19 protein-coding genes, 1 pseudogene and 1 riboswitch are annotated in these 23,151 nt (G+C 52.3%); of the genes and pseudogenes, 18 read left to right on the top strand and 2 right to left on the bottom strand.

What is annotated here, in order from left to right; translation table 11 throughout:
- The first annotated feature begins 105 nt into the window (after positions 1-105).
- From HMPREF1508_RS05995 to HMPREF1508_RS06015, 5 genes are all read left to right on the top strand, one after another.
- Positions 106-1,101, top strand: a complete 996-nt coding sequence (locus tag HMPREF1508_RS05995; RefSeq protein WP_044960321.1) for an L-lactate dehydrogenase — start codon at positions 106-108, stop codon at positions 1,099-1,101.
- Between the two features lie 187 nt (positions 1,102-1,288).
- On the top strand, positions 1,289-2,437 hold the full coding sequence (locus tag HMPREF1508_RS06000) for an FprA family A-type flavoprotein (RefSeq protein WP_044960324.1): 1,149 nt from the start codon (positions 1,289-1,291) through the stop codon (positions 2,435-2,437).
- 477 nt (positions 2,438-2,914) lie between these two features.
- On the top strand, positions 2,915-3,226 hold the full coding sequence (gene trxA, locus HMPREF1508_RS06005; RefSeq protein ID WP_044960326.1) for a thioredoxin: 312 nt from the start codon (positions 2,915-2,917) through the stop codon (positions 3,224-3,226).
- Positions 3,227-3,288: 62 nt separating this feature from the next.
- Positions 3,289-4,212 (top strand): NAD(P)/FAD-dependent oxidoreductase, encoded by a 924-nt coding sequence (locus HMPREF1508_RS06010; protein WP_044960328.1) that lies wholly within the window; start codon positions 3,289-3,291, stop codon positions 4,210-4,212.
- Positions 4,213-4,257: 45 nt separating this feature from the next.
- Positions 4,258-4,746 (top strand): MarR family winged helix-turn-helix transcriptional regulator, encoded by a 489-nt coding sequence (locus tag HMPREF1508_RS06015; protein ID WP_044960332.1) that lies wholly within the window; start codon positions 4,258-4,260, stop codon positions 4,744-4,746.
- 145 nt (positions 4,747-4,891) lie between these two features.
- On the opposite strand, the gene HMPREF1508_RS06020 is transcribed toward HMPREF1508_RS06015, so the two are convergent.
- Positions 4,892-5,734 (bottom strand): helix-turn-helix transcriptional regulator, encoded by an 843-nt coding sequence (locus tag HMPREF1508_RS06020; RefSeq protein WP_242834513.1) that lies wholly within the window; start codon positions 5,732-5,734, stop codon positions 4,892-4,894.
- A gap of 273 nt (positions 5,735-6,007) precedes the next feature.
- Between HMPREF1508_RS06020 and uxuA the strand changes: the two genes are divergently transcribed.
- The 9 genes and pseudogenes from uxuA to HMPREF1508_RS06060 all read left to right on the top strand — a co-directional run bounded on the left by uxuA (position 6,008) and on the right by HMPREF1508_RS06060 (position 16,320).
- Complete coding sequence (uxuA, locus tag HMPREF1508_RS06025) at positions 6,008-7,087, top strand: mannonate dehydratase (RefSeq protein WP_044960337.1); 1,080 nt, start codon at positions 6,008-6,010, stop codon at positions 7,085-7,087.
- A 17-nt stretch (positions 7,088-7,104) separates the two neighbouring features.
- Positions 7,105-8,715 carry a mannitol dehydrogenase family protein gene (locus HMPREF1508_RS06030; RefSeq protein ID WP_044960339.1) on the top strand — a complete coding sequence of 537 codons (1,611 nt, stop codon included), beginning with the start codon at positions 7,105-7,107 and terminating at the stop codon, positions 8,713-8,715.
- An 84-nt stretch (positions 8,716-8,799) separates the two neighbouring features.
- A complete protein-coding gene (locus tag HMPREF1508_RS06035; RefSeq protein WP_044960341.1) occupies positions 8,800-9,891 on the top strand; it encodes a sugar kinase in 1,092 nt (363 codons plus the stop codon).
- Between the two features lie 237 nt (positions 9,892-10,128).
- A complete protein-coding gene (locus HMPREF1508_RS06040) occupies positions 10,129-10,734 on the top strand; it encodes an ECF transporter S component (protein ID WP_049906914.1) in 606 nt (201 codons plus the stop codon).
- 252 nt (positions 10,735-10,986) lie between these two features.
- Positions 10,987-12,306: an aspartate kinase gene (locus HMPREF1508_RS06045; RefSeq protein WP_044960347.1), complete on the top strand. Its 1,320-nt coding sequence runs from the start codon at positions 10,987-10,989 to the stop codon at positions 12,304-12,306.
- Between the two features lie 173 nt (positions 12,307-12,479).
- A pseudogene (locus tag HMPREF1508_RS10555) lies at positions 12,480-12,844 on the top strand (MATE family efflux transporter); the annotation flags it as partial.
- Between the two features lie 39 nt (positions 12,845-12,883).
- Positions 12,884-13,720 carry an MATE family efflux transporter gene (locus HMPREF1508_RS10560; RefSeq protein ID WP_443018245.1) on the top strand — a complete coding sequence of 279 codons (837 nt, stop codon included), beginning with the start codon at positions 12,884-12,886 and terminating at the stop codon, positions 13,718-13,720.
- A 204-nt stretch (positions 13,721-13,924) separates the two neighbouring features.
- Positions 13,925-14,911 carry a DMT family transporter gene (locus HMPREF1508_RS06055; RefSeq protein WP_198015591.1) on the top strand — a complete coding sequence of 329 codons (987 nt, stop codon included), beginning with the start codon at positions 13,925-13,927 and terminating at the stop codon, positions 14,909-14,911.
- Between the two features lie 179 nt (positions 14,912-15,090).
- On the top strand, positions 15,091-16,320 hold the full coding sequence (locus tag HMPREF1508_RS06060) for a DUF4317 domain-containing protein (RefSeq protein WP_006906360.1): 1,230 nt from the start codon (positions 15,091-15,093) through the stop codon (positions 16,318-16,320).
- Positions 16,321-16,440: 120 nt separating this feature from the next.
- On the opposite strand, the gene HMPREF1508_RS06065 is transcribed toward HMPREF1508_RS06060, so the two are convergent.
- Positions 16,441-17,127: an energy-coupled thiamine transporter ThiT gene (locus tag HMPREF1508_RS06065; protein ID WP_006906359.1), complete on the bottom strand. Its 687-nt coding sequence runs from the start codon at positions 17,125-17,127 to the stop codon at positions 16,441-16,443.
- Positions 17,128-17,155: 28 nt separating this feature from the next.
- Positions 17,156-17,256: riboswitch (TPP riboswitch) on the bottom strand.
- A 373-nt stretch (positions 17,257-17,629) separates the two neighbouring features.
- On the opposite strand from HMPREF1508_RS06065, the gene asnS reads away from it, so the two are divergent.
- The 4 genes from asnS (at position 17,630) to HMPREF1508_RS06085 (ending at position 22,924) form a co-directional block, all read left to right on the top strand.
- On the top strand, positions 17,630-19,027 hold the full coding sequence (asnS, locus tag HMPREF1508_RS06070; RefSeq protein ID WP_044960388.1) for an asparagine--tRNA ligase: 1,398 nt from the start codon (positions 17,630-17,632) through the stop codon (positions 19,025-19,027).
- A gap of 50 nt (positions 19,028-19,077) precedes the next feature.
- Positions 19,078-20,088 carry an aspartate--ammonia ligase gene (gene asnA, locus HMPREF1508_RS06075; protein WP_044960350.1) on the top strand — a complete coding sequence of 337 codons (1,011 nt, stop codon included), beginning with the start codon at positions 19,078-19,080 and terminating at the stop codon, positions 20,086-20,088.
- Positions 20,089-20,297: 209 nt separating this feature from the next.
- Positions 20,298-20,591, top strand: coding sequence for a YerC/YecD family TrpR-related protein (locus HMPREF1508_RS06080; protein WP_006906355.1), 294 nt, complete (start codon positions 20,298-20,300; stop codon positions 20,589-20,591).
- 71 nt (positions 20,592-20,662) lie between these two features.
- The gene (locus HMPREF1508_RS06085) at positions 20,663-22,924 is read left to right on the top strand and encodes an ATP-dependent helicase (protein ID WP_044960352.1); all 2,262 of its coding nucleotides are present in this window, start codon (positions 20,663-20,665) and stop codon (positions 22,922-22,924) included.
- The last annotated feature ends 227 nt before the right edge of the window (positions 22,925-23,151 follow it).

Below are 23,151 nucleotides of genomic sequence, written 5' to 3' on the forward strand. Positions count from 1 at the left end.
ATTCCCCAAAGCTGGTGGATTTGTGTTAGAATCTGATCGGTGAATCAGAAGGGGGTTACGGTAGAGAAACTGTAACTCCCTTTTTGCAGAGAAAGTGTGAATACAATGTCCAATATTTTGGAAAATGCCAATATTAATCCCCGTAAGATTGCCATGGTCGGATGCGGATTTGTTGGATCTACCAGCGTTTACGCCATCATGCAGTCCGGCATCGCCTCAGAAATCGTCTTGATTGATGCCGATCAGAATCGGGCAGAGGGGGAGGCCATGGATATCAGCCACGCCATTCCCTTCTCTACAACCCAGCATATCTATGCGGGAGACTACAGGGATATCAAGGATGCCGCCCTTGTGATTGTGACGGCAGGCGCCGCCCAGAAACCCGGAGAATCCCGCCTTGACCTGGTCAATAAGAATGTAGGGATTTTCAAGTCCATCATTCCCCAGATCAGAGACAGCGGTTTTGGCGGCATTCTGATGATTGTATCGAACCCGGTTGATATTCTGACCTATGTGGCATGGAAACTCTCCGGCTTCTCAAAGGAGCGCGTCATCGGGTCAGGAACTGTTCTTGATTCCGCCCGCCTTAAGTATATGCTGGGCGAGCATCTGGATGTGGACGCGAGAAATGTTCACGCCTATGTCATTGGCGAGCACGGAGATTCAGAGATTGTGGCCTGGTCCTCCGCCGATGTATCGGGCGTGAATGTAAACCAGTTCTGTGAGATCCGCGGACATTTTCAGCATGAGTCTTCCATGAAGAAGATCGCGGACGACGTGAAGAACTCAGCCTATGAGATCATCGAGAAGAAGCATGCTACTTATTATGGCGTCGCGTCCGCGGTTCGCCGGATTGCCGAGGTCATCTTAAAGGACGAGAAGTCGATTCTGCCCGTTTCCTCCCTGATGGAGGGAGAGTATGGGATCAGCGACATTTACCTGTCCATGCCGGCTGTTGTCACATCCTCCGGCGTAGAGACCAAGGTGCATATTGACTTAAGCTATGAGGAACTGACCAATCTGCAGAATTCCGCCAATACCTTAAAGGAAATTTTGGGCAAGCTGGATCTGTCTATGCCCGCAAAAAAGCAGGATAAATAAGGACCAGCGCCAGATGCAGCGTCAGATGCCTTGAATATCATCTGATCCTGCCTCTTTCTGAAAAACAGGATCAGTGATCAGCTGTACCAGGAGTATCAATTTCGGGAATCATTTCTGCCGCAGAGAGATGATTCCTGTTTTTATGCTATAATCTATTCCGACGAAAGGAATCTATGGAGGAAAAAAGATGAGTATCAGGTTTATTGGAACCCACGACAGAGATTTAAAGATGTTTGAGAATCAGTACCCACTGTCGGCGGGCATGTCCTATAACTCCTATTTGATTGATGGTCAGAAGACAGCTGTAATGGATTCTGTGGATGAGAGGAAGACACGGGAGTGGCTTGATAACCTGGAGAAAGCTCTGGCCGGCCGCCCGCTGGATTATCTGATTGTGCAGCATATGGAGCCTGACCATTCCGGCTCTTTGGCGGTCGCCCTGGACAAGTATCCCAATGTGAAGGTTGTCGGGAACAATAAGACCTTCAACATGATCCATGCCTTCTTTCCCCAGCTGGACCTGTCCATTGATCGGAAGCTGATGGTGCAGGATAAGGACATCCTGGACCTGGGGGACCACAAGCTGCAATTTTTCTTTGCCCCTATGGTGCACTGGCCCGAGGTTATGATGACTTATGATATGACCGATCAGGTGCTCTTTTCTGCGGATGCCTTCGGCAAGTTTGGTTGCGGCGACGTCGAGGACGATTGGGTGACAGAGGCCAGACGCTACTACTTCAACATTGTCGGCAAATATGGTCCCCAGGTGCAGACCCTGCTCAAGAAGCTGTCCGGTCTTGAAATCAAGAAGATCTGCGGATTGCACGGGCCTCAGTTGACCGAGAATCTGGACCGATATCTGGGGCTGTATCAGACCTGGTCCTCCTACGCTCCTGAGAAGAAGGGGGTATTTATTCCCGTCGCGTCAATTTACGGACATACGCTGGCGGCTGCCAGGGAGGCCGAAAAGGCGCTCGCGTCCAAGGGCATTGAGATAAAACTGATGGATTTGACCAAGGTGGATGTTTCTGAGGCGGTGGCCCAGGCCTTCCGCTTCGATCGCATGCTTCTGGCGGCCTCCTCTTATGATGCCCAGGTCTATCCTCCCATGCAGGATTTTCTCCATCACCTGGCAAACAAGGCCTTCCAGGGCCGCAAGATCGCCATTATGGAGAATGGTTCCTGGGGACCTACAGCCGCCCGCACTATGAAGAAGATTATGGAAGGCTGGAAGAATATTGAGTTCATCGAACCGCAGGTAACCATTCGCTCCACCTTAAATGAGGAGAGCCGAGAGAAGATGGCAGAGCTGGTCGAGGCTCTGGCAGGGGCATAGAAACCCACAGACGCGAGAATCAGTCATGTGGGAAAACTGCTGAAATGGGAGATGGAAGAATCTGTACAAAGCAGAGTGGACCCGAGAAATCATTCGAATAAAATCGACTGCCGGCGCTGACCTGTGAGAGGGCTCAGCCCCGGCAGTTCTTTTTATATAATCCGCAGTCTTTTTTATGCGATTTGCAGTCGGTTTTTTCGATCAAATGATAGGAAGGGATCTGGATATGTTCGGGAAAAAGGCCTTGACAGTAGCGGAGCCGGATTCTGAATTTACGCCAAAGGAATGGGGGCCCTGGCAGAGGCGCGTAAAAAAATCGTTCAGGGTGTTGACAGGCGATATTTAGTTGTGTACAATTTGTTTTGACAAAAGTCAGAAGCGCTTCAAGAGAACTTCAATGCAAAAAGCTTCCATAACAGATGAATTTCAATGACTGTCGTGTGAGGGAAGCTGGTATCAGGATGATAGGAGGATCATATGTCTGAGTTAAAAGTTACCACAGCTAATTTCGAGAGCGAAGTATTAAAGAGTGATGTGCCGGTAATGGTTGACTTCTGGGCTTCCTGGTGTGGCCCCTGCAGGATGCTTGGCCCGGTCGTCTCTGAGATCGCCGAGGAGTCAGACGGCTCATACAAGGTGGGCAAGCTCAATGTTGATGAGGAGATGGACATTGCAGAGAAATACAATGTGATGTCGATTCCGACCGTGATCGTCTTTAAAGACGGACAGGTCTATAAGAAGTCTGTCGGTGTTGTTCCGAAGGCTCAGCTTTTGGACTTGCTTAAGTAAGGAGAGTTTTTTTAAGAGAGTATCTTTTGCAGAGCCTTTGCCAGTCGGAAATGAGGTGCGATATGTATGATATTTTAGTTGTAGGCGCCGGTACCGCGGGATTGTCCGCGGGGATCTACGGAGTTCGCCAGAACAAGAGCGTGTTGATTCTTGAGGCCAACACCTTTGGGGGACAGATTATTAATACTCCCGATATCGAGAATTATCCCGGTATTGCGCATACTTCCGGTTTCGACTTTGCCATGGGCCTCTATCAGCAGGCCATTGATCTGGGAGTGGAGTATCGCCAGGCCAGAGTCGCCTCTATCGAGGATGCCGGCGATCATAAGATTGCGGTTTTAGAGGACGGAGACCGCATTGCGTCGAGGACGATCATCCTGGCGACCGGCGCTAAAAACAGGCCGCTTGGCTTAGCGCATGAGAAGGAATGGATCGGCAGAGGGATTTCCTACTGCGCGACCTGCGATGGAATGTTTTATCGCAAGAAAATCGTAGCGGTCAACGGGGGTGGGAATACGGCCCTGGAGGACGCGGAATTCCTCTCCAATATCGTTGAGAAGGTCTATGTGATTCACAGAAGAGATCAGTTCCGCGGCGAGCCTGTTCGGGTCGAGAAGCTGCGGGCCAGGGAGAATGTTGAATTTGTCCTCAATGCCAATATTACGGCCCTCCTCGGACAGGATCGCCTGGAGGCCCTTGAAGTGACTGATAAGATCACTGGAGAAAAGAGGATCATTAAAGTCAATGGGCTCTTTGTGGCAATTGGACAGGCGCCGGAGAATATGATATTCTCTAACGTTGTCGGTCTTGACAAGGGCGGTTATATTGTCGCCGGTGAGGATTGCAAGACCAATGTTGATGGAATTTTCGCCGCGGGTGACACGCGAACCAAGACCGTGCGCCAGCTCACGACCGCGGCAAGCGACGGCGCTGTGGCAGCGCTCGCGGCGGTTGCCTACATTCATGATAATGAGATGTCCGCCTAGCGTGTGTTCCATTGTAAATAGATTAGGCTTTGGAGGATGATTGGCATGAGCGATAAGTATGACGCACTCAAACTGGAGAACCAGCTCTGTTTCCCCCTGTACGCGGTTTCCAAGGAGATTGTGCGCAAATACAAACCTTTCTTAGACCCGCTGCAGCTGACCTACACACAGTACATTACAATGATGGTTATGTGGGAGAAGCAGAAGGTGACGGTGAAGGAGCTTGGCCAGGTTCTCTATCTGGATTCCGGCACATTGACGCCGGTACTCAAGAAGCTTGAGGGCAAGGGCTATATTGATCGCGCCAGGTCCAAGGAGGATGAGAGATCACTGATTGTCACAGTGACAGAGAGCGGGATGGAGCTCCGGGAGCGGGCCCTGTCTGTCCCCGTTCATATGCGCGAGTGCTTTCACATCAAGCGCGAGGAGCTTCTGGCGCTCTATAAGCTGCTCTACAACATGCTTGCCGATCTGGATCCGGGGCAGGGGCCTCTGGAGGATCTGGAGGCGAGGTTAGAGGCGCTTGACGCATAAAGGACGACCGGAATATAAGAGTCTTCGACACCTGTCGGAGGCTCTTTTTTAAGCTGTGGAAAAAGATAAGGATAAGCGATAGCGAGGGAAAAATAAGACAAAGTGACAGGATAAAGCACGTTGTTTATCTTCCCGTGCCCTGTATCTAGGACGGGTTTTCTTTGGGGAAGGCATAGCTCTCCTTATACTCCTTGGGACTGATTCCGTACTCCTTTTTGAAAGCGCGAAAGAAGGAGGAGTAGTCATTAAAACCGCAGCGCTGATAGGCGTCAGAGATATTCATATTGGAGGCGATCGAGTCGCAGACCATGGCCAGGCGGCGCTTTAGAATGTACTGATGGATGGAGAGCCCCAGATGGTCCTTGAAAATATGGGCGATATGGTACTTGCTGACAAAGAAATTATTTGCGATATCGTCAAGAGACAGGTTTTGCTCCAAGTGCCGGTCAATAAAAGAGACGATATTCTCGTAGAGAGAGAAGACCTCCTGCTCCTGGCGGGGGTGCTCGATCTCATAGATCGAGCGGTTTAAATGCAGGACAAGGTCATGGACGCAGAGAGAGATCCTGGCGGACCGGCCGAAACGGTTGCTGTGGATCTCGTCCAAAAGAGCGTATATTTTGCCCTGCAGGGTATTAAAGGAGAGGACGTCATAGTGATAGACATAGCGCCTGCTGACGATGACCTGCTGCATGACATAGCCGTAGTCCTGAGAAATTTGCATCAGTTCATTGCAGAAATTGCGGCTGATCCAGAAGATAAAGCGCTGATAGGGAAGGGACGGGGCATGGTTGATCAGATGATGTCTGACATTGGGAGGAATCAGGATGACGTCTCCCTTGGTCAGAGGATAATCGACTCCGTCGACGTGCATGCTGACACTGCCGCCCAGGAAGAAATAAAACTCATAATAGGAGTGCGAGTGGTTACTGACGGATTTCAGATTGCAGTCATTGTAATAGAAGATCTCAAAATCTCTGGACTGCATGTACTGTCTGTTGACAAAGGGAGAATGGAGTGGCTCTTTCAATGCTGGTTCCTATCGTTCCCCTTGAGAGGGGAGAAAAGAGACGGGCCTGATGACCGATCTGAGCGAAGCGATCGCAATATGAGGCCGCCTGCCCGCGGGAGACTACAGATGATATCCTAGCACGAATCACAAGATTTGCAAAGACAGCAACAAGCACTGTAATGTATCAAATCCATCTGGCCGATATAATGAGAACTAGAACATATATTCATAACAAGGAGGAAGCAGGATATGGAAATGACGATGCGCTGGTATGGCTCCAGTTTTGATACCGTCAGCCTGGAACAGATCCGCCAGATTCGCTATGTGACAGGTCTTATTACGACGCTCTATGACACACAGCCGGGGGAGGTCTGGACCCGGGAGGCGATTCGATCCATGAAGGAGGAGGTAGAGGCCGCGGGGCTTCACGTCGCCGGAATTGAGTCTGTCAATGTTCACGAGGAAATCAAGCTTGGAACGCCAAACAGAGATCGGCTGATCGACAACTACATTGCAAGTCTTGAGAATCTGGGCAGGGAGGACATCCACCTGGTCTGCTATAATTTCATGCCCGTCTTTGACTGGACAAGAACGGAGCTGGCCAGGGAGAGGGCAGACGCTTCTACAGTCCTGGCCTACACACAGGAGGCCGTTGACGCTCTGGATCCTGAGAAGATGTTCGAATCCATCTCCGGAGATATGAATGGTTCCGTGATGCCAGGCTGGGAACCTGAGCGCATGGAGCATGTCAGGGAGATGTTTGCCCTCTACAGGGAGTATGAGATTGACGATGACAAGCTCTTTGACAATCTCAAATATTTTCTCGAGAGAATTATGCCGGTCTGCAACAAGTATGACATTAAGATGGCGATCCATCCGGATGATCCCGCCTGGTCTGTCTTCGGGCTTCCCCGCATTATCACCAACAAGAAGAACCTCCTTCGCCTGATGGAGATGGTGGATGACGTCCACAATGGGGTGACGCTCTGCACCGGATCTCTGGGAACGAATCTGGAAAATGACCTTCCCGATATCATCCGCTCTCTGAAGGGACGGATTCATTTTGCCCACGTGAGAAACCTTAAGTTCAACAGCCCGACCGACTTCGAAGAGGCGGCGCACCTGTCTGAGGATGGCAGCTTCGACATGTATGAAATCATGAAGGCTTTGTATGATATCGGATTTGATGGTCCTATTCGACCGGATCATGGCCGCATGATCTGGGGAGAGAAGGCCATGCCGGGTTACGGTCTCTACGATCGGGCTTTAGGAGCTGCCTATCTTGTCGGTCTCTGGGAGGCGATCAATAAGAGTCAGAGCAGACGCTGACGGAAGGAGGAAAGGATATGGAATTAACGGAGAAGGGTCTGGCAAAAAGCGCCGAGTGGGAGAGCAAGGGCTATCAGCTCCCTCGGTATGATCGAAAGGCCATGATTGAGACAACAAAGGCAAATCCCAGCTGGATTCATTTCGGGGCAGGGAATATTTTTCGTGCTTTTCAGGCCAACCTGGCCCAGGAATTGCTGAATACCGGCGCCAGCGACCAGGGACTGATTGTCGCGGAGGGCTTTGACTCTGAAATTATAGAGAAGATGTACCGCCCCCATGACAATTATTCTATCCTGGTAACTTTGAAGGCAGACGGCGGAGTAGATAAGACGGTGGTCGGATCCATTGCGGAGTCCTGCATTTTGGATTCTTCCAATCAGGCAGAGTATAAGCGCCTCAGGGAGATCTTCAGCAAGGATTCTCTGCAGATGGTCACCTTCACCATTACAGAAAAGGGATATTCGCTGGTAGACGGCAAGGGGGACTTACTCCCTGCTGTCGCGGATGATTATCAGGCCGGCCCCGGGGCGCCGGAAAGTTACATGGGAAAGGTTGCCTCCCTGCTCTATGCCCGCTATCAGAGCGGAGCCAGACCGATTGCTATGGTTTCTACCGACAACTGCTCTCATAACGGGGACAAGCTCTATGAGGCGATCTCTGCGTTTGCCAGGGAGTGGACGAAAAACGGCAGGGCAGAGACCGGTTTTTACGACTATGTCAATGACAAGTCTAAGGTTTCCTTCCCCTGGTCCATGATTGATAAAATCACGCCCAGGCCAGACGCTTCTGTGGAGGAGATCCTTCGAAAGGATGACCTGTCCGGACTCGACCCGGTTGTCACCGGCAAAAACACCTGGGTTGCTCCCTTTGTCAACGCGGAGGAGACCCAGTATCTGGTGATAGAGGATTCTTTTCCCAACGGTCGTCCCGCGCTTGAGAAGGCAGGCGTTATCTTTACAGATCGTGAGACTGTGGACAAGGTGGAGAAGATGAAGGTCTGCACCTGCTTGAATCCCCTCCATACGGCGCTGGCTGTCTATGGCTGTCTGCTCGGCTACCAGAAAATCTCCGAGGAGATGGAGGATCCGCAGCTCAAGGCAATGGTTGAGATCATCGGCTACAAAGAGGGGCTTCCGGTGGTTGTTGATCCCGGCGTACTGGATCCCAGAGAGTTCATCGATACGGTGCTGAAGGTTCGAATTCCCAACCCCTTTATGCCCGATACGCCACAGCGAATTGCCACGGATACATCACAGAAGCTGGCTATCCGCTTTGGAGAGACGATCAAGAGATATCTGGCGGATCCTTCTTTGGATGTCGCTGATCTCAAGCTGATCCCCCTGGTATTCGCAGGCTGGCTTCGCTACCTGATGGCCCTTGACGATGAGGGCAGAGCCTTTGAGCCATCTCCCGATCCCCTCCTTGCCTCGGCATCGGAATATGTAAAGGACATCCGCCTGGGCGATAAGGATGCTGCCTCCAGGGTGGCGCCTCTGCTTACAAATGAGCAGATCTTTGGTCTTGATCTGTCCGAAATCGGCATGGACAAGACGGTGATTTCCTATTTTGAGGAGTTGATTGCGGGTCCCGGCGCTGTCCGCGCGACATTGAAAAAGTACACTGCTTAAGGGGCAGATATTCCTTTGGTGGGTACTTTTGAGCAGGAGAATCAGGCACATTCTAAAATCAGGCACATTCTTTAGGAGGATAGTATGGATTTGAAATTAAGAGAAGACGCGACCTTTGATGCGGTGTCTCTGGGAGAGGTAATGCTTCGTCTGGATCCGGGAGAAGGCCGGATCCGCACGGCCAGGCAATTTCGCGCCTGGGAGGGCGGCGGAGAGTACAATGTCATCCGGGGCCTGCGCAAGTGCTTTGGCCTGAAGACGGCGGTACTTACCGCTCTTGCCGACAACGAGGTCGGTAAGCTGGTCGAGGACTTCATGCTGCAGGGAGGTGTTGATACCTCTCTGGTCATCTGGAAGAAGACAGATGGAATCGGACGTCTCTGCCGCAACGGCCTCAATTTCACAGAGCGGGGATTCGGGATCCGGGGGGCCAAGGGTTGCTCTGACCGGGCAAATACCGCCATCTCGCAGGCGAAACCGGAGGATTTCGATTTCGACTATATTTTTGGGGAGCTTGGCGTCAAGTGGCTTCACACCGGCGGTATCTACGCGGCTCTATCCGAGCAGGCGTCCAGGACGGTGATCGAGGCGATCAAGACGGCAAAGAAGTACGGAACTCTGGTGTCCTACGATCTCAACTACCGTCCCTCCATGTGGTCCGCGATCGGCGGTCAGGCCAAGGCCCAGGAGGTGAACCGTGAAATTGCTTCCTACGTCGACGTCATGATCGGCAATGAGGAGGATTTCACTGCCTGTCTGGGATTTCAGATCGAGGGACAGGACGCGTCGCTCAAGGAGCTCAATGTCGACGGCTATAAGAAGATGATTGAGACGGCGGTTCAGACCTATCCCAACTTCAAGGCGGTGGCGACAACGCTTCGCACGGTTAAGACCGCTACGGTAAACGACTGGTCGGCTCTCTGCTGGGCGGATGGACAGATCCATAAGGCAAGGGATTATCAGAACCTTGAGATTATGGACCGGGTCGGCGGCGGCGATTCCTTCGCCTCCGGCCTGATCTATGGTCTGATGACGACCGGCGACGCCGCGCTCGCTGTCAATTACGGAGCGGCTCATGGAGCCCTGGCCATGACTACGCCCGGTGATACCACCATGGCATCAAAGGACGAGGTTGAAGCAATCATGGGCGGCGCAGGCGCCCGCGTTCAGCGCTGAGAATTGATGGCGCCGCAAGGTTTATATCGCATGTGGCGCCGAGGATTCATTTGTTGACCTTTTGGGCCTGAGAAAACTATAATGCACAGGTAAAGACAATGTGTTGTATCCCAAAGTGGAAGCCTGGTCTGAAGCCTGCGTCAAGACGCATCGCATTGCATCCGGATTGGAGCGACAGCGGTGCGTTTTGCATGCCGAGGACCAGGTGAAAGCGGGGAACGATAACGGAGGAAAATGATGAATACGAGGACAAGAAGCAACTCACTGGCGATCATGGCCCTGATGACGGCTCTGATTTTTGTACTGCAATTTGTGACGGTGCCCTTGGGAGCGATCACGGTTTCTTTAGCCATGGTGCCGGTCTCTGTGACGGCTGTGGCCTTAGGACCGGCAGGAGGTCTGGCCGCCGGAGCGGTCTGGGGACTGGCCTCCCTGCTCAAGGCGCTTCTGGGGAGCAGCGGGATGACCAGTATTCTCTTTAATATGTCGCCGCTTGCGACGGCTCTTCTCTGCTTTTTGCCCCGTATCCTGGACGGAGTGCTCGTCGGTCTCTTATACAGGGGCTTTCGCAAGCTGACCAATCCCCTGATCAGCGGCTCCCTGGTCGGCTTTTTGTCCGCCTTCTTTAACACCCTGTTTTTCATGTCGGGGATTGTTCTCCTCTTCGGACAGACAGCCTACCTACAGAAGATGATGGCGGGCAGAAATGTCCTCGCCTTTATCCTGTCGATCATCGCGGGCAATGCGCTCTTTGAGATGCTTGTGGCGGCGGTGGTGACCGGACCCGTTGTCGCGACATTGTCGAAGGCTCACCTGATCAAGGGAAAAAACGAAGAAATGTGAACGGACAGAAGAGGAGAAGCTCATAAATGCAGTATAGCTGTGTATAGTCAGAAGAGACTTTGCATACAAAAAGAAGCAGTAAGAAGGCTGTCAGAAGCGATGAAGAAACTGTAAAAGAGTAGCATCCGCGCTCCTTTTGTGTTACCATTTCGACTAGTGACGCACAGCTGTTTGCTGTACGCGGACAAAGTATGAATCATCTGTCTGTGAAAAATAGATTCCGGGCAGTGGAAAGAAGATCGCGAGGGTTTCATGAAAAAAGTTGTAAAATTCGGCGGCAGTTCTCTTGCGGATGCCAGACAGTTCGAGAAGGCGGGAGAGATCATCAAAAGCGATCCCGATCGCTCTTATGTGGTTCCGAGCGCGCCGGGAAAGCGCTTTGAGGGAGACACGAAGGTGACGGATATGCTTTTGGAGGCCTATCGGATTGCCGCGGAGGGGTCAGATCCGCACCGACAGCTCATGGCCATCAAAGACAGGTACCAGGAGATCATAGATCAGCTGAATTTATCCATTCGTTTGGACGAGGATTTCGATCAGATTGAGGAGAGTCTAAAGAAAGAACCCAGTCTTGACTTTGCCGCCTCCCGCGGAGAGCAGCTGAACGGAAAGCTCATGGCAAACTATCTGGGCTATTGCTTTATCGAACCCGCGGAGAATATCTTCTTTGACCAGGATGGCTTTTTAGATATGAACAAGACCGAAAGGGTCCTGGGGAAAAGCCTGGCAGGCGTTGAGAAGGCCGTTATCCCGGGTTTCTATGGATGCGGCTTCGACGGAAGGGTCAAGACCTTCTCCCGGGGAGGCTCTGATGTCACAGGCTCTGTCGTCGCGGCTGTTGCCGGGGCAGATGTCTATGAGAACTGGACCGATGTCTCAGGCTTCATGGTCGCTGATCCCCGCATCATTCACAATCCCGTGTCCATAGATACTCTGACTTACCGGGAGCTCAGGGAGCTCTCCTATATGGGAGCATCTGTTCTGCATGAGGACGCGATTTTCCCGGTCCGGTCCAAGGGGATTCCCATCAATATCAAGAACACAAATGCCCCGGATGCGGAGGGCACATGGATTGTGGAGTCCACTGCAAGAAAGCCCCAGTTTACCATTACGGGAATTGCCGGAAAGAAGGGTTTCTGCGCCGTTTCGATCACCAAGGATCTGATGAATTCAGAGATCGGCTTTGGCCGCAAGGTTCTTCAGTCCTTCGAGGACAACGGTATTTCCTTTGAGCATATGCCCTCAGGGATCGATACGATGACGATTGTGGTGCACGAGGACGAGTTCCTCCACAAGGAGCAGGCGGTTGTCTCTGAGATCCACCGTCTGACCCGACCGGATCAGGTGGAAATCGAATCTGATCTGGCGCTGATCGCTGTTGTCGGTCGGGGAATGAAGTCGATGCGGGGTACCGCCGGCAGGATTTTCTCCGCCCTGGCTCATGCCCACATCAACGTTCGCATGATGGATCAGGGATCTTCAGAGCTCAATATTATTATCGGCGTTGCCAATGAGGACTTTGAAGGGGCGATCAAGGCCATCTACGATATTTTTGTGACAATCAATCTGTGATGGCAAAATCCCCTGTCCCCATAAATGAGCCGGGATCACTTCGCTGGGAGGCTTAGATGAAAATCAGGGAGATTTTTGGGGATTCGAGATTTAACCGCAGACTCTGGCATCTGGCCTGGCCGATTGCCTTGCAGAGCCTTCTGCTTGCCTCTGTCGCGGCGGCAGACGCTCTTATGCTGGGACTTCTGGAGCAAAACGCCATGGCAGCTGTCGCCCTGGCGGCTCAGATCTCATTTGTCATGTCCATTTTCATTCTTGGAATCGCCAGCGGGGGCAGTGTCCTGGCAGCGCAGTACTGGGGCAAGAAAGATCCGGAGAGCCTGGATCACATCTTTCATATCATGCTGCGAATCATGGCTCTGGTGGACCTTGTCTTTTTTTGGCCTCTTTTTTCATCCCCCGGCAGCTGATGATGATTTACAGCTCTGACGGGCTGTTGATTGAACTGGGGGGAAGATATCTGCGGATTGCCGCCTGGTCTTATCTGCTGATGGGGATTTCCCAGTGCTATCAGGTCTTCATGAAAATATCAGATCATGCCAGATCTGCCCTCTATGTATCAAGCGCGGCGGTTCTCATGAATATTGCCTTTAACGCGGTCTTTATCTTTGGGATCGGTCCGATTCCGCAGCTGAGAGCGGAGGGGGCCGCGATTGCCACCGTGATTTCAAGGCTGGCTGAGCTTGTGATCTGTCTGTTTTTGTCCTGTCGACCGGGATATCTGCACCCGAGAACCGCCAATCTCCTGAAAGTGGATTCCGTTCTCAGCAGAGATTTCATCAGAGTCAGCCTGCCCCTTCTGGGAGCCTCCCTGCTCTGGGGAGCAGGCTTCAGCGCCTATACAGCGATCGTGGGTCATCTGGGAGCGGATGCCGCCGCGGCCAACTCGGTCGCGTCGGTCGTGAGGGATCTGATCTGCTGTCTCTGCAACGGGATCGCGGCCGCGGGAGGGATTCTTCTCGGACAGGAATTGGGAGCGGGCAATCAGGAAGAGGCCCGGAGGATCGGAATTCGCCTGAGGGATATTTCCTTTTTCATCGGCTTTGTTTCCATGGGAATGGTTCTCCTTTTGACCATCCCTGTTGTCGCGGGGCTCAAGCTGACGCCGCTTGCTCAGTCCTATCTGACAGGGATGATGCTTGTGCAGGCCTTCTACATGATCGGGAGAACCGTCAACACCGTCATGATCAATGGCATTTTTGATTCGGGCGGAGATACCATTTTTGATCTGTATTCTCTGGTCGTTGCCATGTGGGGGATTTCAATTCCAGTGGCGCTCTTTGGTGCGTTTTATTTCCACTGGCCTGTTCTTGCCGTCTATGCCTGCACCTGCCTGGATGAACTGGGTAAGATTCCGTGGGTCTGCTATCACTTTCAGAAGTATCAGTGGCTTAAAAATCTGACCAGAGGCTGAGTGGGAAAATCTGCCGGAAATTTGTCAAAAAGCAAAATAGGGCTTACCCTGCGCCAAATCCTGTGTTAGGATATAGAAAAGCGAAAGCCCCACGGGGCTGACATATGATAAGAGCGAAACGCATTTCCGATCCGGGGAATGCGTTTCGTGTGGTTTTAGGGAGATTTTAGTCTGCTAAAGCGGCAGGAAATGAAAGGAGGACCTATGCAGGAAGCTGGAATCCAAATGGCGGGAATACAGACAGCGGGCGCACAGACCGTCAGAAAATCGGAATTTGGGAATGCGTCCTTGATTTTTACCGCGACTCTGATTTGGGGAACTGCTTTCGTCGCGCAGAGTCTTGGCGCAAATCATCTGGCCGCCTTCAGTTTCACGGCAGTCCGTAATCTGATTGGCTTTCTCTTTCTGATTCCTGTGACCCTTCTCTTTCGGGCCAGGGGCATTTCTGTCCGCCCTGAGCGGGAGAACCGGCCGGATAATGTATTTATTCCAGGCCGAAGAGGACAGAGGGCGCTCGTGACGAAGAGGGAGCTGATCAGCGGATCCATCCTGGGAGTGATTGTCTTTGTCGCGTCCAATGTGCAGCAGTTGGGCATTGCCGGCACAACAACGGCTAAGGCCGGTTTCTTTACGGCCATGTATGTGATTTTTGTGCCCGTTCTCGGCATTTTCCTCGGCAAGAGAGTCAGGAAGATGATTTGGGGCTGTGTGCTTCTTTCTGTTCTTGGTCTCTATCTCTTGTCCATAAAGGGCGGACATCTCTCTTTGAATGTCAGTGATGGACTGGAGCTGGTCTCGGGACTTTGTTTCGCGGTTCATATCATGTATGTGGGTCACCGCTCTTCCTACTGTGATGGGGCGGTCTTTGCCATGATTCAGTTTGCCGTGTCGTCCGCGCTCAGTTTTGTCTTTGCTCTGGCGCTGGAGCATCCCAGGATCGAAGATATCGGTCTGGCTATCTTTCCCCTGCTCTATGCGGGAGTTCTTTCCAGTGGAGTCGCCTTCACCCTGCAGATCATAGGGCAGAGAGGAATGAATCCGACCCTGGCATCGATTCTCATGTGCTTTGAATCAGTGATTTCCGCGGTCGCCGGCTGGTTTTTTCTCCATCAGGCCCTGTCGGCCATAGAGATTTTGGGCTGCGCCGTCTTATTTACTGCAATTCTGCTCGCGACTCTGTTTGGAGAATGATAGAACGCGGGCGATGGGAACCCTGGCGAATAGCAGAATATTTTTACTAGCGAATTTCAGTGTATTTTTCAAGTCTTGTGATGGAAAAGTTTTGCGTATACACTCAGTAATTGCTTTCAGTCACTGGGAGTGTGACAGCAGGATAGGGATTGGCAGATAAGAATTGAGGTGTATGCAAGATGATTCAGAAGGAAGTCACAGAGCTGAAGAGAAGATTAAAGAGGGAGACGGTGTCCTTTTCCCGTATGGCCGGCTGTTATGTCGATGCTCAGAAAAATAAGGTGACCAGCTTCAACCAGTCCTTTCTTAATTTGGAGGATGATGAGTTCTCCAAGTACCTGGAGATCGCCAACAAGGTCCTGTCCGGGAAACTGGGAAATCAGCTGCTGGAATTGGAATTCCCTTTGGAGGAAGAAGAGGAGGGTGGTCGTCAGCATCTGCTGATGGCTCTTCGCAATACCGCAATCGAAGAGGAGACCGTCCTGGATCGCTTCTATGATCATGTCATAGAGACCTATGATTTTGTCGGCAACTATCTGATCCTGCTCTTTCACGACGTCTATGATGTGATGAGCAGAAGCTCTGACAATATTGATCTGGACGAGTCCGCAGAGGCCTTTGACTACATTCTCTGCGCAATCTGTCCGGTAGCTCTGTCCAAGCCGGGCTTAGGCTACCGGGAGGAGGACAATTCCATCGCCGCCAGAGTTCGCGACTGGGTTGTCGGGCCGGTGGATACCGGATTTCTCTTTCCGGCCTTTGATGATAGGGCGACAGATATTCACCATGTCCTCATGTACGCCAAGAAGGCCAGAGAACCACATAAGGAATTCTGGGAGAATGGAATGGGATGTCAGCCCAGGCTGACGGCAGCTGAGAAGAGGGACGCCTTCGGTCATATGGTCTGCCGCGATCTGTCCGCTGACCAGGATGCCGCGGAGGACATGCTCTTAGATGTTCAGTCCAATCTGAGTGACTTCATTGCGATCGAGGAGGATCGCAGGGGAGATGAGGAGCCCCTGCCGCTGACAAAAGAGGATCTGCTTGATATCTTAAAGGAGTCCGGCATGGAAGAGGACAGGTCCGAGAAAGTCGGCGCCAGGTTTGAGGACTTCTTTAAGGAGGAGACGCCGAATGCAGAGGACCTGCTGGATACGAAGCTTCTCAAGGACAATGAGGTTCGCAAGGAGAAGAAGAGCCTGCAGAAAAAGGTAGTCGAACTGACCGATCAGCTGGAGGCCGCCGGCGTCATTGCGAGGGACGGCAAGTCCATCGACGTTGTCGTCAAGCTGCCGGATGAGCGTCTGGACGAGGTGGAGACCAGCTTTGTGGATGGACGAAAATGCCTGATCATCCCTCTGGAAGCGGATGATCGGGCTACACTAAACGGCGAGGACTATCTCTTTTAAGAAGATCCTTGGGAATCGGCTTGTCTGAGAAGAGCTTTTAAGAAGGCGGCTTGCCTGAGAAAAGCTTTTGAGAAGGCGGGCCGCCTGAAAAAGCTTTTGGAAAAGAGGCCCGCGTTTGCCTTATGCCTCTCCGAGAGCCATCTCGCGGATTCGGATCAGTCCCTTGCGAACCGGCGGGATCGCGATGATCAGAAGGGTAATGACAGCTTCGGTGAAGAGATAGAGACCGTTATAGGACAGAGAGTAGAGCAGGGGCTGCCCGGAGAAATCATGTCCGGCGAAGCTGACCCCCTCCGCGTAGACGCCGAAAAAGATGACGCCGGAGAGCACGGCGAAGAAATAGCGGCCGAGAACAGCGAGGATATAACCCTTGATGAGACCATTTTTGGACCTGGAGAAGAGCCCGGAGAGTCCAAGGGCACCGAAGGCCAGAATGTAGTCACAGATCATCTGGGGAAGGCTGATGATGTAAGGGCCTAAGAGCAGCTGGAGGATCCCGTAGGCAAAAGCCGCGGACAGTCCCATGCCAATGCCATACCAGTTACCGACCAGGACGATGAAGAGCATGGAGAGTAAGGTGACGGAACCGCCCATGGGCATATTGAAGATCTTGATCATGGATGCAACCGTGCCAAGGGCGATGGCCATGGCCGCAAAGGAGATCTCTCTGGCAGAAAAGGCTCTCTTTCTTCCAAAGAGAAGATTGCCCAGCAGAAGAATGGCAATCAGAGCGATGACCAGGGCGGTATAGCCCCAGACCGTGAGAGAATAAGTTCCGTCGGCGCCGACATTTGCGAGTAAAGACATAAAAAAACCTCCCTTGACTGCTTCGCGGGGGGTGGGAATCTTGCTTCCTTACGCCGGTATGATCCGGATCAAGTAATAAGGGTCGAAGCATATGCTTCTCTCAGCCACAGGGCACCCCCAGCGATATATTTACATCAATCAGGCTACCACATAAGGGAGGATTGTCAAGGGGAAATGGCAGGAGTCGGAAAAGGAAGTGACAGGAACCAGGAAGGGGGAATGGCAAGAGCCAGAAAGGGAGAATGGCAATAGCCAGAAAGGAAGAGACAAGAACCAGAAAGGAAAAGGATAGAAATCTGCAGAGAAAATAGCAGAGCCGACAGGGATCTGAGCAAGGGTGTATGACAGAGGTCGGAGTATAGAAGAAATGGCCGGGGCAGAGAGAAGAAAGTACCGAGGCCGGAGCAAGGGAGCAAGCGGGCTTGGCTTTGGTTGAAATGGGAGCCGGTATGGTCTAAACTATAGCTTAATTTTTATGTTTTCCAAGATGAAGGAGAGGAAGATGGCTGAAAAGTTGGATGTCCGTACGCTGCAGCGGAACTATGAGGATTACGGAGAAAAAGAAGTGACCGTCGGAGGATGGGTCAGAAGCATCCGAAATTCCAAGAATTTCTCCTTCATGGTCTTAAATGACGGAAGCTTCTTTACCCCTGTACAGGTGGTTTTTTCTGCGGATAAGCTTACCAATTACGAGGAGATCTCTCACCAGAATGTCGGGGCGGCCGTCTGGGTGACCGGTCTGGTGATCCTGACTCCTGAGATGAAGCAGCCCTTTGAGATTCAGGCGACTGAGATCGAGGTCGAGGGGTCGTCCACTCCGGACTATCCTTTGCAGAAGAAGCGCCATACCTTAGAGTATTTGCGCACCCTGCCCCATCTCAGGGCCAGAACCAATACCTTTGAAGCGGCTTTTCGGGTGAGAAGCGTGGCGGCATACGCCATTCATAAATTCTTCCAGGAGAGGGATTTTGTCTATACCCATACTCCTATCCTGACTTCTTCGGATGCCGAGGGAGCCGGAGAAATGTTTCAGGCGACGACCCTGGACTTAAAGGACGTGCCTTTGGATGAAAAGGGCAATGTTGATTTCACGCAGGATTTCTATGGCAGGCCCGTCAACCTGACTGTCTCAGGGCAGCTGCAGGGGGAGACCTTCGCCCAGGCATTTAAGAAGATCTATACCTTCGGACCCACCTTCCGCGCGGAGAACTCCAATACGACGAGGCATGCGGCCGAATTCTGGATGATCGAGCCGGAGATCGCCTTCGCCGATCTGGAGGATGCTATGGAGCTGGCGGAGGCCATGCTCAAGTATGTCATCGCTTATGTGATGGAGCATTGTCCGGAAGAAATTGCCTTCTTTAACAGCTTTGTGGACAAGGGGCTTATCGACCGCCTGGACCATGTGGTCAGGTCAAACTTCGGGAGCATTTCTTATACGGACGCGGTTGCGGAGCTTGAGAAACACAATGATGAGTTCGAATACAAGGTCTTCTGGGGCTGTGATCTGCAGACGGAGCACGAGCGCTACCTGACAGAGAAGATCTTCAAGCGCCCGGTCTTCGTCACAGACTATCCCAAGGAGATCAAGGCCTTTTATATGAAGCTGAATGAGGATGGCAGAACAGTCGCCGCTGTCGACTGCCTGGTTCCCGAGATCGGGGAGATTATCGGCGGCTCTCAGCGCGAGGATGATTACGACAAGCTCTTATCCCGCATCCGAGAGAACGGAATGGACGAGTCGACCTACGGATACTACCTGGATCTGCGCAAGTACGGATCGACTCGTCATGCGGGTTTTGGTCTGGGCTTTGAACGCCTGGTGATGTATCTGACCGGGATAGCCAATATCAGGGATGTTTTGCCCTTCCCGAGAACCGTTGGGAACTGTGAGTTATAAGTCCAGGATGATATGGCATATCAATTGAGCAAATCGGCGGAGGAGGAAACATGAGCAGTATTCAGATCCCCGAGGGCTACAAGTCAGCCCTTGGTCTCAAGGACACACAGATTGCAATTAAGAAGGTCAAGGATTTCTTCCAGAACCAGCTGGCCGCTGAGCTGAACCTGCAGCGTGTGACGGCGCCCCTTTTCGTGGAGCCGTCCTCCGGTCTCAATGACAATTTAAATGGTACGGAGCGCCCGGTAGCCTTCGGAATCAAGGAGCAGAATGATCACGAGGTGGAGATCGTTCACTCTCTGGCTAAGTGGAAGAGATATGCTCTTGGACGCTATGGTTTTGCCCCGGGTCAGGGGCTCTACACCGACATGAACGCCATCCGCCGGGATGAGGACACCGATAATATTCACTCCATCTATGTGGATCAGTGGGATTGGGAGCGGGTGATTGAGAAGTCGGATCGCAATGCGGAATTTCTGCATAAGATTGTCAAAAATGTCTATGAGGCCCTTCATGTCACGGAGAAGTATGTGGCCAATAAATATGACTATGTGAAATGCTTTCTGCCTGATGACATCAGCTTCGTGACAACGCAGGAGCTGGAGGACAGGTACCCTGACTGCACGCCAAAGGAGCGGGAGTACAAGATTGCCAGGCTGCACGGCGCTGTCTTTATCGAGCAGATCGGCGATCAGCTAAAGAGCGGCGATAGGCATGATGGCCGCTCCCCTGATTACGACGACTGGAGTCTGAACGGAGATATCATCGTCTATTATCCTGTCGATGACATTGCTCTGGAATTGAGCTCTATGGGAATTCGTGTTGATGAGGAAGCTCTCAGAAGCCAGCTTCTTAAGGCGGGGTGCCCGGAAAGAGCAGAGCTGCCTTTCCAGAAGGCGATTCTCGAGAAAAAGCTGCCCTATACGATCGGCGGCGGGATCGGGCAGTCCCGTATCTGCATGTTCTTCCTGCGCAAATGCCATATCGGCGAGGTTCAGGTCTCCATCTGGCCCCAGGAGGACCTGAAGGCGGCGGCTGACAGGGGAGTGGTTCTCCTCTGAAATAGTCTGTGACTACAAGCAGGGGGCTCGGTTAAGAGTTGACAGGGACGTTGCTCTCCGCTGAGATGTCCTGCGATTAAGGGCGGATCGGCCGAACAGATTGAATGTCACGTATTAGCGTGCTAAAATCTCGGTAGTTGTTTTAAGGCAACCGCCGGGATTTTCTATCGAAAAAGAAAACCGGGCGACAGGAATACAAGGGGATAAGCATGAGTAAGAAGATGAGAGATGAAAATACGGATCGCCTGATCGACGGAATTCTGACTCTGAAGGACAGAGAAGAGGCCTATTTATTTTTCGAGGACCTGTGCACCGTCAACGAGATGCTTTCTCTGAGCCAGCGCTTTGAGGTCGCGGGCATGCTGCGCAGGAACTATACCTACATGGATATTGCCGAGAAGACCGGGGCGTCTACGGCGACGATCAGCCGGGTGAACCGGGCTCTCAACTATGGAGACGGCGGCTATAACACAGTGTTGGAGAGAGTCAGCTCTGATCTGTGAGAGGGCCTTTCATTGCTCGGGACGATAGGATCACCGCGAATTCTGGATCCTATGGTCGATGGGGAGATCAGATGTCAAAGATATTGGACTTACTAAATGAACAGCAGAGAGACGGAGTCCTCACTACGGAGGGCCCCGTCCTTATTTTGGCCGGGGCGGGGTCCGGAAAGACCCGGGTTCTGACCCATCGGGCGGCCTACCTGATTGATGAAAAGGGCGTGGCCCCCTACCAGATCATGGCCATTACCTTTACCAATAAGGCGGCTGAGGAGATGAGGGAAAGGATTAACAAGCTGGTTTCTTTTGGAGGAGAAGCTGTCTGGGTGGCAACCTTTCACTCCTCCTGTGTGAAGATCCTGCGCCGCTTTGCCGATCGGGTCGGTTATGACAGTCGCTTTACCATTTACGACGGAGATGATCAGAAGTCTCTGATAAAGGATGTCTGTAAGTATCTGGACATCGACACGAAGATCCACAAGGAGCGGTCCTTCCTCTCTGTGATCTCACATGCCAAGGAGAATTTGATCGGACCGGAGGCTTTTTTGCAGGAGGCCGCGGGAGATTTCAACCGGACCCGTCAGGGACAGGTCTATCGGGAGTATCAGGCCAGATTGAGGGCCAACAACGCCCTGGACTTCGATGACCTGATCATGAAGACAGTCGAGCTTCTGCGAGGGGATTCCACGGTCAGAGAGTACTATCAGCGCCGTTTTCACTATATTATGGTGGATGAATATCAGGATACCAATACCGCTCAGTTTGAACTGGTCAGGCTCCTCGCGGACGGCTACCGCAATCTCTGTGTGGTTGGAGATGACGACCAGTCCATCTACAGGTTTCGCGGCGCGAATATCTATAATATCCTTCACTTTGAAGAGCATTATCCGGACGCCAAGGTCATCAAACTGGAGCAGAATTATCGGTCTACCCAGAACATTCTAACAGCGGCCAATGGAGTGATCGCCAATAATACCGGCCGCAAGGACAAGTCCCTCTGGACGGATTCGGGGGAGGGAGAGAAGGTTCTTCTCAAGCAGTTTGACTCCGCCTATGAGGAGGCGGAATTTGTGGCCGACAGTATTGCATCCCTAGTCCGCCGCAGGGAATACAGCTACAGGGACTGCGCTATTCTCTACCGGACCAACGCCCAGTCCCGCCTCCTGGAGGAGAAGCTGGTGGCCGACAACATTCCATACAAGATCTTCGGCGGCGTCAACTTCTATGCCCGGCGGGAGGTCAAAGACCTGGTCAGCTATCTCAAAGTCATTGACAATGCGCAGGATGACCTTGCGGTGCGGCGGGTTTTAAATGTTCCCCGCCGTGGCATCGGGGCCACATCCATGGATCGGGTGCAGGCCTATGCCAATTCCAATGGCCTCGACTTCTACCAGGCTATGAGCAGGGCCGGACAGATCCAGGGACTGGCCAGAGCGGCCGCTAAGATTCTTGCCTTCATATCTCTGATTGAGCGCGCCAGACAGGTTCTGGCGCAGGAGGGCATCAGCAAGAGTCTTCTCTATATCATCGATCAGACCGGGTATGTGGAAGGGCTGAAAGCGGAGGGGACGGATGAGGCCCGAGCCAGAATCGATAATATCGATGAGCTGATCAATAAGGTCATTCTCTACGAGCAGGAGACAGAAGAGCCGAGCTTAAATGACTTTTTAGAGCAGGTTTCTCTGGTCGCTGATATTGATCAGCTGGACGAAGCCGCCGACTATGTGTCCCTGATGACTCTGCACTCCGCCAAGGGCCTGGAATTTCCCAATGTCTACCTGGTCGGTATGGAGGACGGACTCTTTCCCAGTTATATGTCAATCACAGCAGAGAATGCGGATGAGGAGATTGAGGAGGAACGTCGCCTGGCCTATGTGGGAATTACACGGGCCAAAGAACATCTGACGGTGACAGCGGCCCGCATGCGCATGGTGCGGGGAGAGATGCAGTACGCGTCTTTGAGTCGATTCGTCGAGGAGATCCCTGCCGAGGCCATTGACGGAAATCTGCCTGACAGGAATCGGGCAGACGCTTTTGCGTGGGAGAACGCCGAGGGCCCCTGTTACGGTTCCGTCGCTTATGCCCGCGGCAACGCGGCGGAGGTTCACAAGAAAACATCGGCTCAGAAGTACGCGGCCGCCGCGAAGAATTTCGGAGATGGCGGCAAGGAGCCTTTGGATTACCAGGTGGGAGACCGTGTTTTTCACCTGAAGTTCGGGGAGGGACAGGTCACTTCTCTTGTGGATGGTGGACGTGACTATGAGGTGACCGTCGACTTCGACCGGGTCGGAAGCAAGAAGATGTTCGCGACCTTTGCGAAATTGCAGAGGATATGAGCGGGGAGGAACGCAAGGGGGATGTGATGATGGAGATGGAGATAGAAGCGATAGGGATTTGAAACAGACTCAGATATGGATTCGGAGAATGTTCCTATGGGTTTGATGTAGACTCAGATTCGGATGGAATCTTAAATTTTTCTGAAAATCATTGCTTTATCAGGCAATGTGCTATAATCAGGAATAAGAAAAAGTTGTGCACGTATACAGGAGGTATATCGCTATGA

Source organism: Shuttleworthella sp. MSX8B (assembly GCF_000524295.1).
Taxonomy (GTDB): Bacteria; Bacillota; Clostridia; order Lachnospirales; family Lachnospiraceae; genus Shuttleworthia; species Shuttleworthia satelles.

What these genes read in the sequence shown, in the direction of transcription:
- HMPREF1508_RS05995 (WP_044960321.1), top strand. Translation starts at nt 106, where the DNA reads ATGTCCAATATTTTGGAAAATGCCAATATTAATCCCCGTAAGATTGCC.
- HMPREF1508_RS06000 (WP_044960324.1), top strand. Translation starts at nt 1,289, where the DNA reads ATGAGTATCAGGTTTATTGGAACCCACGACAGAGATTTAAAGATGTTT.
- trxA (WP_044960326.1), top strand. Translation starts at nt 2,915, where the DNA reads ATGTCTGAGTTAAAAGTTACCACAGCTAATTTCGAGAGCGAAGTATTA.
- HMPREF1508_RS06010 (WP_044960328.1), top strand. Translation starts at nt 3,289, where the DNA reads ATGTATGATATTTTAGTTGTAGGCGCCGGTACCGCGGGATTGTCCGCG.
- HMPREF1508_RS06015 (WP_044960332.1), top strand. Translation starts at nt 4,258, where the DNA reads ATGAGCGATAAGTATGACGCACTCAAACTGGAGAACCAGCTCTGTTTC.
- HMPREF1508_RS06020 (WP_242834513.1), bottom strand. Translation starts at nt 5,734, where the DNA reads ATGCAGTCCAGAGATTTTGAGATCTTCTATTACAATGACTGCAATCTG.
- uxuA (WP_044960337.1), top strand. Translation starts at nt 6,008, where the DNA reads ATGGAAATGACGATGCGCTGGTATGGCTCCAGTTTTGATACCGTCAGC.
- HMPREF1508_RS06030 (WP_044960339.1), top strand. Translation starts at nt 7,105, where the DNA reads ATGGAATTAACGGAGAAGGGTCTGGCAAAAAGCGCCGAGTGGGAGAGC.
- HMPREF1508_RS06035 (WP_044960341.1), top strand. Translation starts at nt 8,800, where the DNA reads ATGGATTTGAAATTAAGAGAAGACGCGACCTTTGATGCGGTGTCTCTG.
- HMPREF1508_RS06040 (WP_049906914.1), top strand. Translation starts at nt 10,129, where the DNA reads ATGAATACGAGGACAAGAAGCAACTCACTGGCGATCATGGCCCTGATG.
- HMPREF1508_RS06045 (WP_044960347.1), top strand. Translation starts at nt 10,987, where the DNA reads ATGAAAAAAGTTGTAAAATTCGGCGGCAGTTCTCTTGCGGATGCCAGA.
- HMPREF1508_RS10560 (WP_443018245.1), top strand. Translation starts at nt 12,884, where the DNA reads ATGAATATTGCCTTTAACGCGGTCTTTATCTTTGGGATCGGTCCGATT.
- HMPREF1508_RS06055 (WP_198015591.1), top strand. Translation starts at nt 13,925, where the DNA reads ATGCAGGAAGCTGGAATCCAAATGGCGGGAATACAGACAGCGGGCGCA.
- HMPREF1508_RS06060 (WP_006906360.1), top strand. Translation starts at nt 15,091, where the DNA reads ATGATTCAGAAGGAAGTCACAGAGCTGAAGAGAAGATTAAAGAGGGAG.
- HMPREF1508_RS06065 (WP_006906359.1), bottom strand. Translation starts at nt 17,127, where the DNA reads ATGTCTTTACTCGCAAATGTCGGCGCCGACGGAACTTATTCTCTCACG.
- asnS (WP_044960388.1), top strand. Translation starts at nt 17,630, where the DNA reads ATGGCTGAAAAGTTGGATGTCCGTACGCTGCAGCGGAACTATGAGGAT.
- asnA (WP_044960350.1), top strand. Translation starts at nt 19,078, where the DNA reads ATGAGCAGTATTCAGATCCCCGAGGGCTACAAGTCAGCCCTTGGTCTC.
- HMPREF1508_RS06080 (WP_006906355.1), top strand. Translation starts at nt 20,298, where the DNA reads ATGAGTAAGAAGATGAGAGATGAAAATACGGATCGCCTGATCGACGGA.
- HMPREF1508_RS06085 (WP_044960352.1), top strand. Translation starts at nt 20,663, where the DNA reads ATGTCAAAGATATTGGACTTACTAAATGAACAGCAGAGAGACGGAGTC.